Genomic DNA, 13,771 nt, shown 5'->3' on the forward strand with positions numbered 1-13,771 from the left:
TCACTGGGCGACGACCTTCACAGCCGAACCGTCATCCAGTTTGTCGGCGCCTTCGGTGATCACCTGCTCCCCCGGCTTGACCCCGTTCTCGAGCACCGCCGACACATCGCCCATGGACGGGCCGGTCTTGATAGTGCGCAGGCTGGCCTTGTCGCCATTTACCACGAACACGAAATCCCCCTTGCTGCCATGCTGGATCGCCCGAGTGGGCACCACGGCAACCTGGGTCAAGGTGTCGGCCTTCAGGCGCGCATTGACGAACTGGTTGGGGAATAGCGCATTGCCCGAATCATCGAACTGCGCCTTGACCTTGATGGTGCCGGTGGTGGTGTCTACCTGGTTGTCCAGGGCCAACAGGCTGCCGGTGGCCAGCAGGGCTTTCTTGTTGCGGTCGTAGGCCAGCACCGTCACGGCGCCATGGCCCAGGGCCTGGTTGATAGCGCCCAAGTCGTCCTCGGGCACCGCGAACACCACGGTGGCCGGGTTCATCTGGGTAATGACCACAATGCCGGTGGTGCTGGTGGTGGTGACGTAGTTGCCCGGGTCTACCAGACGCAGGCCCACCACGCCGTCGACCGGCGAGGTGATGGTGCAGTAGCCGACCTGCACTTCAAGGTTCTGCACATTGCCCTGGTCGGCGGCCACGGTGCCCAGCTGTTGCTGGACCAACGAGGCCTGGGTATCGACGGTTTGCTGGCTGGTGGAGCCGGCCTTGACCAGTTCGCGGTAGCGCACCAGATCGCGCTGGGCATTGCTCAATACAGCCTGGTCGTGGGCCAGGTTGCCCTTGGCCACGGCCAGTTGGGCCTTGAGGGCACGGTCATCGATCCGCGCAATCACCTGGCCTTTGCTGACGTGCTGACCTTCCTTGAATTCCACGCTGCTGAGGATGCCATCGACCTGGGTGACCACCGTCACACTGCGGGTGGGGGTGACGGTGCCGAGGGCATCGATGTAGACCGGCACGTCCTGCAAGGCGACCGGCACCACGGCGACCGGTTCGCCGGGTGCGGGTGGCTTGCCTTTATGCCCACCTGCAAAGAAGTGCAAACCCAGGACAATCAACAACGCTAGCAGTAACAACGTGCCAACTGCCCAGGCGAACGTACGTCGTCTGCTGTTCTCCACGGTTTCTCTCTCGAACGCCGAAATCAGGATGGGACGAGCCACCTGATCGGCCGCTCGCTGCCCTGAACTCTAGCAGCGCGCCCGGCCTGTGCCTGTACGACCGTGAATGCGTTCAGCATCAAGACAGACAAAGTCAGCTGAGCGCCCGCAGAGCAAGGGCTACAGCGGGATTCTTGAGCCCTGCGCAAAGCCGGTGCTACCATGCCCGACCGCCTGTCTTGGCAAGGAACCTCCTGGTCTATGAGCACCATTCGCGAGCGCAACAAAGAACTGATCCTGCGGGCTGCCAGTGAGGAGTTTGCCGACAAGGGCTTCGCCGCGACCAAAACCAGCGACATCGCCGCCAAGGCCGGGCTGCCCAAGCCCAACGTCTATTACTACTTCAAGTCCAAGGACAACCTCTACCGCGAGGTCCTCGAAAGCATCATCGAGCCGATCCTGGCGGCCTCCACCCCGTTCAATCCCGATGGCGACCCCAAGGAAGTGCTGAGCGGGTACATCCGCTCGAAAATCTGCATTTCCCGGGATCTGCCGTTTGCCTCCAAAGTGTTCGCCAGCGAAATCATGCACGGCGCCCCGCACCTGAGTGCCGAACAGGTGGAACAGCTGAATGCCCAGGCCAAGCACAACATCGACTGCATTCAGAGCTGGGTGGACCGGGGGCTGATTGCAGAGATTGACCCGCATCATTTGATGTTCAGTATCTGGGCGGCGACGCAGACCTATGCGGATTTTGACTGGCAGATTTCGGCGGTGACCGGGAAGGCGAAGCTGGATGAAGCGGATTATGAGGCGGCGGCGCAGACGATTATTCGGTTGGTGCTTAAAGGGTGTGAGCCGGGCTGATAGACCCCAGCGTCCTCAAGATTCGCGAGCAAGCCCGCTCCCACATTTGGATTTGTGCCAGACATAAATTGTTTAAACGCCGCAGATCCAATGTGGGAGCGGGCTTGCTCGCGAAAGCGCCCTCCCAGACACATCCAGCACCAAGCCAGACCATCATCCCCAGATTCCCCGACCTAGCCTCTCAGGACACTTTCTGAAGAGAGGCAAAGGAATGCCTGATCCAGCTGCTTCACATCGCCTGCGTATCGGGCGATTCAGCGAATCCAACCGCATTTACCTGATCACCACCAACACCCATGAACGCGTGCCACTATTCAGTGACTTTTATCTGGGTCGGCTGGTGGTCTGGCAATTCAGGCTCGCCCAATACCAAGGATTGGCGAGCTCCCTGGCCTGGGTGGTCATGCCCGACCACTTTCACTGATTGATTGAGCTGAAAAAAGGGTCATTGGGAGACCTGATGTGCCAGGTGAAGTCCAAAAGCACTCGAACCGTTAATGGCGCTACCGGCCGTAAGGGTCGGCTTTGGCAAACCAGTTTTCATGATCGGGCGCTGCGCAAGGACGATGACTTGGTGAAGATGGCTCGGTATGTGGTGGCTAACCCGTTAAGAGCCGGGTTGGTGGAGCGGATTGGCGACTATCCGTTGTGGGATGCGGTTTGGGTTTAAGTCCGGGACCGAGTTGCCGCTTTCGCGAGCAAGCCCGCTCCCACATTTTTGACCGCGTTCACAGGTCAAAATGTGGGAGCGGGCTTGCTCGCGAAGAGGCCCTGACAGTCACCTCAAATCAAGCAGACACCCCCGCATCCGCCCACAACCCCTGCCCCTCGATCGCACTGATCGCACACTGCTCATCAATATCCGACGTATCCCCGCTGATCCCGATTGCCCCCAGCACCACGCCCGCCTGATCCCGAATCAACACCCCGCCCGGCGCCGGCACCACGCTGCCCTGCCCCAAACTATTCAACGCCGCAATAAACGCCGGCCGCTGCTGCGCATCCAGCGCCAGCAGCCGCGAGCCCTTGCCCAGGGCAATCGCGCCCCAGGCCTTGCCGATCGCAATCTGCGGGCGCAACAGGCTCGCGCCATCTTCGCGCTGCAACGTAATCAAATGCCCGCCGCTGTCGAGTACCGCAATGGTCAGCGGCGCTGACGAAATAGTTCGGCCTGCCGCGATGGCATGACTGGCCAGGTTGACTGCGACTTTCAAGGTTAAAGCGCTCATGGGTGCCGTCCTTATCTTGTTATGGGAAAGCCGTGGGGCTCTGTTTGATCAGAAGCCGGATCAAACAAATAGAACACAATAGATTTATTTTTTGTATACAATATTTCGAAACATACGCACCACACGTCGAAATATTCCTGTCCAGAAGCCTTCCGACGAACGTAAAGGCCACCCAAGAAAATGGATTGACCTGCCCCGCTCGCCGTGAATACACTTCGGACCAACACCACTTGTATACAATTACAAAACGCAAGAGGCACCAAAACCATGAGCAAAATGAGAGCAATCGAAGCCGCTGTCCTGGTGATGCGCCGTGAAGGGGTCGACACCGCCTTCGGTATCCCGGGCGCCGCGATCAACCCGCTGTATTCGGCCTTGCAGAAGGTCGGTGGCATCGATCACGTCCTTGCTCGCCACGTTGAAGGCGCCTCGCACATGGCCGAGGGCTACACCCGCACCAAGGCCGGCAATATCGGCGTGTGCATCGGCACATCGGGCCCGGCGGGCACCGACATGGTCACCGGCCTGTACAGCGCTTCGGCCGACTCGATCCCGATCCTGTGCATCACCGGCCAGGCGCCCCGTGCACGGATGCACAAGGAAGACTTCCAGGCCGTCGACATCACCAGCATCGTCAAGCCGGTGACCAAGTGGGCCACCACCGTCCTGGAGCCGGGCCAGGTGCCGTATGCCTTCCAGAAAGCCTTCTATGAAATGCGCTCCGGCCGCCCTGGCCCGGTGCTGATCGACCTGCCATTCGACGTACAAATGGCCGAAATCGAATTCGACATCGACGCCTACCAGCCGCTGCCCCTGGCCAAGCCGTTGGCAACCCGCATCCAGGTGGAAAAAGCCCTGGCCCTGCTGGACCAGGCCGAACGTCCATTGCTGGTGAGCGGTGGTGGCGTGATCAACGCCGACGCCAGCGAGCTGCTGGTGGAGTTCGCCGAATTGACCGGCATCCCGGTGATCCCGACCCTGATGGGCTGGGGCACAATCCCGGACGATCACCCGCAGATGGTGGGCATGGTCGGCCTGCAAACGTCCCACCGTTATGGCAACGCGACGATGCTGAAATCGGACGTGGTGCTGGGCATCGGTAACCGCTGGGCCAACCGTCACACCGGTTCGGTGGAGGTGTACACCGAAGGTCGAAAATTCATTCACGTGGACATCGAGCCGACGCAAATCGGCCGCGTATTCACCCCGGACCTGGGCATCGTTTCCGACGCCGGTTCTGCCCTGACCATGTTCATAGAAGTGGCCCGTGAGTGGAAAGCCGCCGGCAAGCTCAAGGACCGCAGCGCCTGGCTGCACGACTGCCAGCAACGCAAGGCCACCCTGCACCGCAAGACCCACTTCGACAACGTGCCGGTGAAACCACAACGGGTATACGAAGAGATGAACCAGGTGTTCGGCAAAGACACCTGCTACGTCAGCACCATCGGCCTGTCGCAGATTGCCGGCGCGCAGTTCCTGCACGTCTACAAACCCCGCCACTGGATCAACTGCGGCCAGGCCGGCCCGCTCGGCTGGACCATTCCGGCGGCGCTGGGTGTGGTCAAGGCTGATCCGACCCGCAAAGTCGTGGCGCTGTCGGGCGACTATGACTTCCAGTTCATGATCGAAGAACTGGCGGTGGGTGCGCAGTTCAAGCTGCCGTACATCCACGTGGTGGTGAACAACTCCTACCTGGGCCTGATCCGCCAGGCCCAGCGCGGGTTTGAAATGGACTACTGCGTGCAGCTGTCCTTCGACAACCTCAATGCTCCGGAACTCAACGGTTATGGCGTCGACCACGTGGCCGTGGCCGAAGGCCTGGGTTGCAAGGCCCTGCGCGTGTTCGAACCAGGTCAGATCCAGCCTGCACTGCGCAAGGCTCAGGAGATGATCGAGGAGTTCAAGGTGCCGGTGATCGTTGAAATCATTCTGGAGCGGGTGACCAATATTTCCATGGGCACCGAGATCAACGCCGTCAACGAATTCGAAGATCTGGCACTGGTGGGCAACGACGCACCGACTGCCATTTCACTGCTCGATTAAGGAGAACCCCATGCCGCGTTTTGCCGCCAACCTGTCCATGCTGTTTACCGAACAGGATTTTCTTGCCCGTTTCAAAGCCGCCGCCGACGCGGGGTTCAGTGGTGTGGAATACCTGTTTCCCTATGAGTTCAGCTCGGCTGAAATCAAGGCGCAACTCGATGCACACGGCCTGACCCAAGTGCTGTTCAACCTGCCGGCCGGTGACTGGGCCAAGGGCGAACGCGGCCTGGCGTGCCACCCGGACCGGGTCGAGGAGTTCCGTGCCGGGGTCAACCTGGCCATCGCCTACGCCCAGGTGCTGGGCAACACCCAGATCAACTGCCTGGCGGGGATTCGTCCTGCCGGCGTGGATGACGCCACCCTGGAAAAAACCTTCGTCGCCAACCTCAAGTACGCCGCCGACAAGCTGCAAGCGGTGGGCATCCGGCTGGTGATGGAGATGATCAACACCCGCGACATTCCGGGCTTCTACCTCAACAACACGGCCCAGGCTCTGTCGATTCGGGAGCAGGTGGGCAGTGCCAACCTGTTCCTGCAATACGACATCTATCACATGCAAATCATGGAAGGCGACCTGGCCCGCACCATGGCCGCGCACCTGGGTGAGATCAACCACATCCAGCTGGCGGACAACCCGGGGCGCAACGAGCCGGGCACGGGTGAGATCAACTACCGCTTCCTGTTCGAACATTTGGACCGCATTGGTTACCAGGGTTGGGTCGGCTGTGAGTACAAGCCGTTGACCACCACTGAAGCCGGGCTGGGATGGCTCAAAAGCCACAACGCGGTCTAACTGAACACACACAGCTCCCACAGTGGATCTCCTGTGTTTAGCAGGCCGCGCCAGGCCTGCACACCTAACAATAAGAGGATGTTCATCATGGCTAAAATCGGATTTATCGGCACCGGCATCATGGGCCAACCCATGGCCGCCAACCTGCAAAAGGCCGGTCACCAACTGTTCCTGTCCGAGCACCACGGCAAGGCGCCAGCTGAGTTGATCGACGCTGGCGCGGTGGCCCTGGCCAACCCGCAGCAAGTGGCTCAGGAAGCCGAGTTCATCATCGTCATGGTGCCCGACACCCCGCAGGTCGATGACGTGCTGTTCCGTGCCGACGGCGTTGCCGCAGGCCTGGGCCCGAACAAAGTAGTGATCGACATGAGCTCGATCTCGCCCACCGCCACCAAAGCCTTCGCCGCGAAGATCAACGAGACCGGCGCGCGCTACCTCGATGCTCCGGTGTCCGGCGGTGAAGTCGGTGCCAAGGCCGGCACCCTGAGCATCATGATCGGCGGCGACCCGCACACCTTCGAACGCGCCCTGCCGCTGTTCCAGGCCATGGGCAAGAACATCACCCTGGTGGGCGGCAATGGCGATGGCCAGACCGCCAAAGTGGCCAACCAGATCATCGTTGCCCTGAACATCCAGGCGGTGGCCGAAGCGCTGCTGTTCGCCTCGAAGAACGGCGCCGACCCGGCCAAGGTGCGTGAAGCGCTGATGGGCGGTTTTGCCTCCTCGAAAATCCTCGAAGTGCATGGCGAGCGGATGATCAAGGGCACCTTCGACCCGGGCTTCCGTATCAGCCTGCACCAGAAGGATTTGAACCTGGCGCTGGCCGGTGCCAAGGAGCTGGGGATCAACCTGCCGAACACCGCCGGCACCCAGCAGGTGTTCAGCACCTGCACCGCCATCGGCGGCGGCAACTGGGACCACTCGGCGCTGATCAAGGGCCTGGAGCATATGGCGAATTTTTCGATTCGCGATAAATAACGCCCTGATCGTTCCCACGCTCTGCGTGGGAATGCAGCCCGTGACGCTCCGCGTCACACAGCGGACGCAGAGCGTCCAGTGATTCATTCCCACGCGGAGCGTGGGAACGATCTGATGCATACCTAATAACAAGAATCCCCGGGAGCCCGCTTATGTCGGTCGATCCGCAACACCTGCTTCGCGAGCTGTTTGCCACAGCCATCGACGCCGCCCACCCCCGGCAAGTCCTCGAACCTTATCTGCCCGCCGACCGCAGCGGCCGCGTCATCGTAATCGGCGCCGGCAAAGCCGCCGCGGCCATGGCGCTGGTGGTGGAAAACTGCTGGCAAGGCGAAGTCACAGGCCTGGTGGTGACCCGCTACGGCCACGGTGCGCCCTGCAAGAAAATCGAAGTGGTCGAAGCCGCGCACCCGGTGCCGGATGCCGCAGGCCAGGCCGTCGCCAAGCGTGTGCTGGAGCTGATCAGTAACCTCAGCGAAGACGACCGCGTGATCTTCCTGCTCTCCGGCGGTGGCTCTGCGCTGCTCGCCCTTCCGGCCGCCGGCATCACCCTGGCAGACAAGCAAGCGATCAACAAAGCCCTGCTCAAATCCGGCGCTGCCATTGACGAGATGAACTGCGTACGCAAGCACCTCTCGGCGATCAAGGGCGGTCGCCTGGCCAAGGCCAGCTGGCCGGCCACGGTCTACACCTATGCGATTTCCGATGTGCCGGGTGACCAGGCCACCGTCATCGCTTCGGGGCCCACCGTCGGTGACCCGAGCACCTCGCAACAGGCGTTGGCGATTCTCAAGCGCTACCAGATTGAAATCCCGGCGTCCGTACGCACTTGGCTGCAAAGCCCGGAGTCGGAAACCGTCAAGCCCGGTGACCCGGTGCTCGCCCGCAGCCATTTCCAGCTGATCGCGCGCCCGCAGCAATCCCTGGAAGCGGTGGCGGTGAAAGTCCGCCAGGCCGGTTTCAGCCCGCTGATCCTCGGCGACCTGGAAGGCGAAGCCCGAGACGTGGCCAAGGTGCACGCCGGCATAGCCCGCCAGATCATCCAGCACGGCCAACCGCTCGCGGCGCCTTGCGTGATCCTTTCCGGCGGTGAAACCACCGTGACCGTGCGCGGCAATGGCCGTGGCGGGCGCAATGCCGAATTCCTGCTGAGCCTCACCGACAGTCTCAAGGGCCTGCCCGGCGTCTACGCCCTGGCGGGTGACACCGACGGCATCGACGGTTCCGAAGACAACGCCGGCGCAATCATGACACCCACCAGCTACGCCCGCGCCGAAGCCCTGGGCTTGAGCGCCCGCGATGAGCTGGACAACAACAATGGCTACGGCTACTTCGCGGCCCTCGACGGCTTGATCATCACCGAGCCGACCCGCACCAACGTCAACGATTTTCGCGCCATTCTGATTCTTGAGAGCCCTGAAAGAGAGTCCCCTGAACATGACGCCTGACAAGAAGGTCAAGATCCTCGCCACGCTGGGCCCCGCCACCGACAGCATCGACGACATCCGCGAGCTGGTGGAAGCCGGGGTGAATATCTTCCGGCTGAACTTCAGCCATGGCGATCATGCCGACCACGCCCAGCGCTACCAGTGGATTCGCCAGGTGGAGCGCCAGCTCAACTATCCCCTCGGCATCCTCATGGACCTGCAAGGCCCGAAGCTGCGGGTCGGGCGTTTCGCCGAAGGCAAGGTGCAACTGATTCGCGGCCAGGCCCTGCGCCTGGACCTCGACCCCACGCCCGGTGACCAGCGGCGGGTCAACCTGCCGCACCCGGAAATCATCGCCGCCCTCAAGCCCGGCATGGACCTGCTGCTGGACGACGGCAAACTGCGCCTGCGGGTGATCACCAAGCACGCCGATGCCATCGACACCACCGTGCTCAATGGCGGCGAACTGTCGGACCGCAAAGGCGTGAACGTGCCCCAGGCGTTGCTGGAACTCAGCCCGCTGACCCCCAAGGACCGCCGCGACCTGAGCTTCGGCCTGGAACTGGGCGTGGACTGGGTGGCGCTGTCGTTTGTGCAACGCCCGGAAGATATTCGCGAAGCCCGCGAATTGATCGGCGACAAGGCGTTCCTGATGGCCAAGATCGAGAAACCGTCGGCGGTGCAGCGCCTGCGGGAAATCGCCGAGTTGAGCGACGCGATCATGGTCGCCAGAGGGGACCTGGGGGTGGAAGTGCCGGCGGAGAGCGTGCCGCAAATCCAGAAGGACATCATTGGCGTCTGCCGTCAGTTGGGTAAACCGGTGGTGGTGGCCACACAGATGCTCGAGTCCATGCGCTTCTCCCCGGCGCCGACCCGTGCCGAGGTCACTGACGTGGCCAACGCGGTGGCGGAAGGCGCGGATGCGGTGATGCTCTCGGCAGAAACCGCTTCCGGCGAATACCCGCTGGAAGCGGTGTTGATGATGAGCAAGATCATTCGCCAGGTGGAAAACGGCCCGGACTACCAGACGCAACTGGACGTCAGCCGGCCCAAGGCGGACGCCACGGTGTCGGACGCCATCAGCTGCGCGATTCGCCGTATCAGCAGCATTTTGCCGGTGGCGGTGCTGGTGAACTACAGCGAGTCGGGCAGCTCCAGCCTGCGGGCGGCGCGGGAACGGCCGGCGGTGCCGATTCTGAACCTGACGCCGAACCTGTCGACGGCACGGCGCTTGAGCGTGGCGTGGGGTGTGCATTCGGTGGTGAATGATCGGCTGCGGCAGGTCGACGAGGTGTGTTCCACGGCGCTGGAAATTGCCCAGGCACAGGGTATGGCCCAGCGTGGGGATACATTGGTGATTACCGCGGGGGTGCCGTTTGGGCAGCCGGGGTCGACCAATTCCTTGCGGATCGAGACATTGATCTAGCGCCTGTAAGGGCCCCTTCGCGAGCAAGCCCGCTCCCACATTTTGATCACTGTTCGACATGACAACTCGGTCGAATGTGGGAGCGGGCTTGCTCGCGAAGGGGGCAACTCGGTCCCTCAGACTCACTCACCATGCCCAACCAATCCTGCCCCGACTGGGCCGAAGCCCTGCTCAACGGTTTCAGCCAGATTTTCCTCCAGCGCCACCCGCTGTGTGGCCTGCTCTGCCTGCTGGCGATCCTGATCGGCGCCCCGACCCTGCTGGGCGGCGCACTGCTGGGCGGTGTCGCCGGTTTGCTGACCGCCCAACGCCGCGGCTATCCCAAGGCCGAACGCCAGGCTGGCCTTTATAGCTATAACGGCGTGCTACTCGGCTTGCTGATCAGCCAGCATTTCACTGGGTCCGCACTGTTGCCGCCGCTGATCCTCGCCTGCGGTGGCCTCAGCGCAATCCTCACCCGCCAGTGGCTCAAACGTGCCGCCAACCCCGACGACCTGCCCGCCTACACCGCACCGTTTGTGGTACTCGGCTGGCTGCTGGGCACCACCGCGCCCGCCGCATTTGCCGCCAGCGAACCCGGCACCTGGGCGCTACTCTGCGCGCCGTTCAGAGGCCTGGCCCAAGTCATCCTGATGGACCAACCCCTCGCCGGCCTGTTGCTCGCCCTCGGCCTTTTAACAGCCAGCCGCCGCGCGGCCTCGTGGGCGCTGACCGGTGCGAGCCTCGGCGTGCTGGTCGCCCTGCTGCTGGACGAGCCCGCCAGCGCCCTGCTCGGCCTGCACAGCTACAACCCGGCGCTGGCAGCATTGGCCCTCAGCCAGCATCGCCGCCAACCCTGGCTGCCGCTGATCGGCATCCTGCTGGCGATCATCCTCACGCCTGGCTTCACCGGCCTGAACCTGCCCGCGCTGACCGCGCCGTTTATCCTCGCCACCTGGCTGGTGCGCGCCAGCCATCGGGTGATGCACAAAGCCCGCATGGACAGCCCCTTCGAATCCCCCTAGGCTTGCTCGACATTCGATTCAGGCGGGTTTTATGGACAGCAACAACGACTGGCGTCAGCGGCTCTACGTCATGGTATTCCAAAGCGACACCGTCGCCGGGCGGCGCTTCGATGGCATCCTGCTGCTGATCATTCTCGCCAGCCTGGTGATCGTGATGCTCGACAGCATCGATCAGATACACCAGAACTACGCTGATGTGCTGGCCTATATCGAGTGGGGCTTCACGCTGATCTTTCTGATCGAGTACGGGTTGCGTCTGTACTGCTCACCCAAACCCTTGCGCTATGCCTTCAGCTTCTATGGTCTGGTGGACTTGCTGGCCATTGTCCCCGGCATCCTGGCGCTGTATTACAGCGACGCGCAGTACCTGCTGATCATCCGGATCATTCGGATGCTGCGAATTTTCCGTGTGCTCAAGCTCAGCCCGTACCTCAAGCAAGCCAACTACCTGATGGCGGCGCTGCGGGGCAGCAAGCAGAAGATCGTGGTGTTCCTGGTCAGCGTCTGCACCCTGGTCACGGTGTTCGGCACCTTGATGTACGTGATCGAAGGCCCGGAACACGGCTTTACCAGTATTCCCAAGGGCATCTACTGGGCGATCGTGACCCTGACCACCGTGGGCTTTGGCGATATCGTGCCGAAGACCCCGTTGGGCCAGGTGATTTCGTCATTGGTGATGATCACCGGTTACTCGATCATCGCCGTGCCCACCGGGATCTTCACCGCCGAACTGGCCACTGCCATGCGGGGTGAAGTGCTGCAAACCGATTGCCCGGTGTGCAAGAAAAACAGCCACGAGCCAAACGCCGCGTTTTGCTCACGCTGTGGTAACGGGCTTTTCAAAAAACTGGAATAAGCAAAGTTCTTTTTAATCTTTAAGCGACTATGCGCCCCCCGTTATAGTCGCTGGCATATTGCCCCTACATCGTCGACAACCTTCTCGAACAACAAGGAATGAGCAGTGAAAAAACTCGTTAGCGCCTCTCTCCTGGCCGCCGGCCTTGCACTGGCTGGCGTCGTCCAGGCCGCCCCGGTCACCCTGCTCAACGTCTCCTACGACGTGATGCGCGACTTCTACAAAGACTACAACGCCGCCTTCCAGAAGCACTGGGCCGCCGAGCATCCAGGCGACAAGCTGACGCTGCAGATGTCCTTTGGTGGTTCGAGCAAACAGGCGCGCTCGGTGATCGACGGCCTGCCGGCTGACGTGATCACCATGAACATGGCCACCGACATCAACGCCCTGGCCGACAACGGCAAGCTGGTGCCGGACAACTGGGTTACCCGCCTGCCGAACAACAGCGCGCCCTTCACCTCGGCCACGGTGTTCATCGTGCGCAAAGGCAACCCGAAAGCCCTGAAAGACTGGCCGGATCTGGTCAAGGACGGCGTACAAGTCATCGTGCCGAACCCGAAGACTTCCGGTAACGGCCGCTATACCTACCTGTCGGCCTGGGGTTATGTGCTGAAGAACGGCGGTGACGAAGAGAAAGCCAAGAAGTTTGTGGGCGACCTGTTCAAACACGCCCCCGTGCTGGACACCGGTGGCCGTGCCGCTACCACCACGTTCATGACCAACCAGATCGGCGACGTACTGGTGACGTTTGAGAACGAAGCAGAAATGATCGCCCGTGAATTTGGCCGTGATCAGTTCGAAGTGATCTACCCGAGCGTTTCCGCAGAAGCTGAGCCGCCGGTGTCGATCGTCGACAAAGTGGTCGAGAAAAAAGGCACCAAAGAGGCTGCCGAGGAATACCTGAAGTACCTGTGGTCGCCAGAAGGCCAGGAAATTGCCGCCAACAACTACCTGCGTCCACGTGACCCGAAAGTACTGGCCAAGTACACCGACCGCTTCCCGAAAGTCGATTTCCTGTCGGTAGAGAAGACCTTTGGTGACTGGCGCACCGTGCAGAAGACCCACTTCAATGATGGTGGGGTTTTTGACCAGATCTACTCCGGCCAGTAATCCGCACCCTGATCGTTCCCACGCTCCGCGTGGGAATGCCTCATAGGACGCTCCGCGTCCAGGCCGCGCCGCAAGACCTGGACCGTGCGCAATGTTGACGCAGAGCGTCACTGGATGTATTCCCACGCGGAGCGTGGGAACGATCTATCTACAGCGGTTACATCGGCGGTGTCACGCCATCCTTGCCCGCAGAAATCGCCTGGGCCGTCACGCTCCCATCCTCGCCCTTCGCCGCAAACATCACCACTTTCACCCCCGGCTTCAGCAAGCTGCGATCACCCGGCTCCAGGTTGACGATCGGCACATCATCCGGCACCACGATCTTCTGCTCGCCACCCTTGTACTTGACGGTCAACGTCCGGCCCTTGCTCACCACCAGGTCACCCACGGTGCCGTTGGTCATGCTGCTGCCTTCCTTCAGGTCGAACGCCCGATGCCCGTCGCCGGTACCCGCCATGGCCGGTGGAAACACATGCACTTCCAGCGCCGTCAGGGTGCCATCCGCGTTCGGCATGGCCGCCGAGCCGATGTAACTGCCCGGCTTGATGTCTTCGATCTTGGCCAAAGTGACTGCACGCACCAGCGTGTCCTTGGTCAGGTGCACGGTGACGTCTTCACCGCTGTTGACCTTGACCTGCATCGCGTCGCCGTCCATCGCGGTAATCGCACCCCGTACGCCGACACGCGGGGCATCGGCGGCCTGGGCGATGCCCACGGTCATCAGCGCGGCCAGGCTTGAGGCCAGGAGCATCTGGTTGAATGTCATCTTCATGGCAGTGGATTTCCTGTTTATGCAGTTGTGACTGAATGTATCATCGACCTTCAGCCCGAAAGTTAACGTTTCAGTCATTAATTCCCGGCATGAGTGTTATCACCGCAGACGGGCTACTCCCGCTCCGGCTCAATCATTATTCTCGCTCGCCTCTTTCCT

General features: G+C 61.6%; 12 protein-coding genes and 1 pseudogene. 10 read left to right on the top strand and 3 right to left on the bottom strand.

Going from position 1 to position 13,771, the window contains the following annotated elements; translation table 11 throughout:
• Complete coding sequence (locus tag NVB75_RS10690) at positions 1–1,128, bottom strand: efflux RND transporter periplasmic adaptor subunit (RefSeq protein WP_258348576.1); 1,128 nt, start codon at positions 1,126–1,128, stop codon at positions 1–3.
• Between the two features lie 240 nt (positions 1,129–1,368).
• Between NVB75_RS10690 and NVB75_RS10695 the strand changes: the two genes are divergently transcribed.
• A complete protein-coding gene (locus NVB75_RS10695; RefSeq protein WP_258347121.1) occupies positions 1,369–1,974 on the top strand; it encodes a TetR/AcrR family transcriptional regulator in 606 nt (201 codons plus the stop codon).
• A 211-nt stretch (positions 1,975–2,185) separates the two neighbouring features.
• Positions 2,186–2,644: pseudogene (locus tag NVB75_RS10700) on the top strand (transposase).
• A gap of 118 nt (positions 2,645–2,762) precedes the next feature.
• On the opposite strand, the gene NVB75_RS10705 reads toward NVB75_RS10700, so the two are convergent.
• Complete coding sequence (locus NVB75_RS10705; protein WP_258347122.1) at positions 2,763–3,203, bottom strand: heme-binding protein; 441 nt, start codon at positions 3,201–3,203, stop codon at positions 2,763–2,765.
• Between the two features lie 267 nt (positions 3,204–3,470).
• Here NVB75_RS10705 and gcl point away from each other — a divergent pair, with 267 nt between their 5' ends.
• The 8 genes from gcl (at position 3,471) to NVB75_RS10745 (ending at position 12,840) form a co-directional block, all read left to right on the top strand.
• Entirely contained in the window at positions 3,471–5,246 is a 1,776-nt protein-coding gene (gene gcl / locus NVB75_RS10710) for a glyoxylate carboligase (RefSeq protein ID WP_063028181.1), read from the top strand.
• Between the two features lie 10 nt (positions 5,247–5,256).
• Complete coding sequence (gene hyi / locus NVB75_RS10715; RefSeq protein WP_258347123.1) at positions 5,257–6,039, top strand: hydroxypyruvate isomerase; 783 nt, start codon at positions 5,257–5,259, stop codon at positions 6,037–6,039.
• A gap of 87 nt (positions 6,040–6,126) precedes the next feature.
• Complete coding sequence (locus NVB75_RS10720) at positions 6,127–7,017, top strand: 2-hydroxy-3-oxopropionate reductase (protein WP_017477510.1); 891 nt, start codon at positions 6,127–6,129, stop codon at positions 7,015–7,017.
• A 152-nt stretch (positions 7,018–7,169) separates the two neighbouring features.
• Positions 7,170–8,465 carry a glycerate kinase gene (locus NVB75_RS10725; protein WP_258347124.1) on the top strand — a complete coding sequence of 432 codons (1,296 nt, stop codon included), beginning with the start codon at positions 7,170–7,172 and terminating at the stop codon, positions 8,463–8,465.
• Positions 8,455–9,870 carry a pyruvate kinase gene (pyk, locus tag NVB75_RS10730; RefSeq protein ID WP_076015200.1) on the top strand — a complete coding sequence of 472 codons (1,416 nt, stop codon included), beginning with the start codon at positions 8,455–8,457 and terminating at the stop codon, positions 9,868–9,870. The genes NVB75_RS10725 and pyk overlap by 11 nt, the downstream gene beginning before the upstream one ends.
• A 131-nt stretch (positions 9,871–10,001) precedes the next feature.
• Entirely contained in the window at positions 10,002–10,874 is an 873-nt protein-coding gene (locus tag NVB75_RS10735) for an urea transporter (RefSeq protein ID WP_258347125.1), read from the top strand.
• 31 nt (positions 10,875–10,905) lie between these two features.
• The gene (locus NVB75_RS10740; RefSeq protein WP_258347126.1) at positions 10,906–11,730 is read left to right on the top strand and encodes an ion transporter; all 825 of its coding nucleotides are present in this window, start codon (positions 10,906–10,908) and stop codon (positions 11,728–11,730) included.
• Between the two features lie 105 nt (positions 11,731–11,835).
• Positions 11,836–12,840, top strand: a complete 1,005-nt coding sequence (locus NVB75_RS10745; RefSeq protein WP_258347127.1) for a sulfate ABC transporter substrate-binding protein — start codon at positions 11,836–11,838, stop codon at positions 12,838–12,840.
• A gap of 157 nt (positions 12,841–12,997) precedes the next feature.
• Here NVB75_RS10745 and NVB75_RS10750 read toward each other — a convergent pair whose 3' ends face one another.
• Entirely contained in the window at positions 12,998–13,612 is a 615-nt protein-coding gene (locus tag NVB75_RS10750) for a DUF5666 domain-containing protein (RefSeq protein WP_258347128.1), read from the bottom strand.
• Between the last annotated feature and the right edge of the window lie 159 nt (positions 13,613–13,771).

Source organism: Pseudomonas sp. CBS, assembly GCF_024734645.1.
Lineage (GTDB): Bacteria > Pseudomonadota > Gammaproteobacteria > Pseudomonadales > Pseudomonadaceae > Aquipseudomonas.

Coding starts and splice junctions, on each gene's coding strand:
- NVB75_RS10735 (WP_258347125.1), top strand. CDS start 10,002: ATGCCCAACCAATCCTGCCCCGACTGGGCCGAAGCCCTGCTCAACGGT.
- hyi (WP_258347123.1), top strand. CDS start 5,257: ATGCCGCGTTTTGCCGCCAACCTGTCCATGCTGTTTACCGAACAGGAT.
- NVB75_RS10725 (WP_258347124.1), top strand. CDS start 7,170: ATGTCGGTCGATCCGCAACACCTGCTTCGCGAGCTGTTTGCCACAGCC.
- NVB75_RS10740 (WP_258347126.1), top strand. CDS start 10,906: ATGGACAGCAACAACGACTGGCGTCAGCGGCTCTACGTCATGGTATTC.
- NVB75_RS10750 (WP_258347128.1), bottom strand. CDS start 13,612: ATGAAGATGACATTCAACCAGATGCTCCTGGCCTCAAGCCTGGCCGCG.
- pyk (WP_076015200.1), top strand. CDS start 8,455: ATGACGCCTGACAAGAAGGTCAAGATCCTCGCCACGCTGGGCCCCGCC.
- NVB75_RS10720 (WP_017477510.1), top strand. CDS start 6,127: ATGGCTAAAATCGGATTTATCGGCACCGGCATCATGGGCCAACCCATG.
- NVB75_RS10705 (WP_258347122.1), bottom strand. CDS start 3,203: ATGAGCGCTTTAACCTTGAAAGTCGCAGTCAACCTGGCCAGTCATGCC.
- NVB75_RS10695 (WP_258347121.1), top strand. CDS start 1,369: ATGAGCACCATTCGCGAGCGCAACAAAGAACTGATCCTGCGGGCTGCC.
- gcl (WP_063028181.1), top strand. CDS start 3,471: ATGAGCAAAATGAGAGCAATCGAAGCCGCTGTCCTGGTGATGCGCCGT.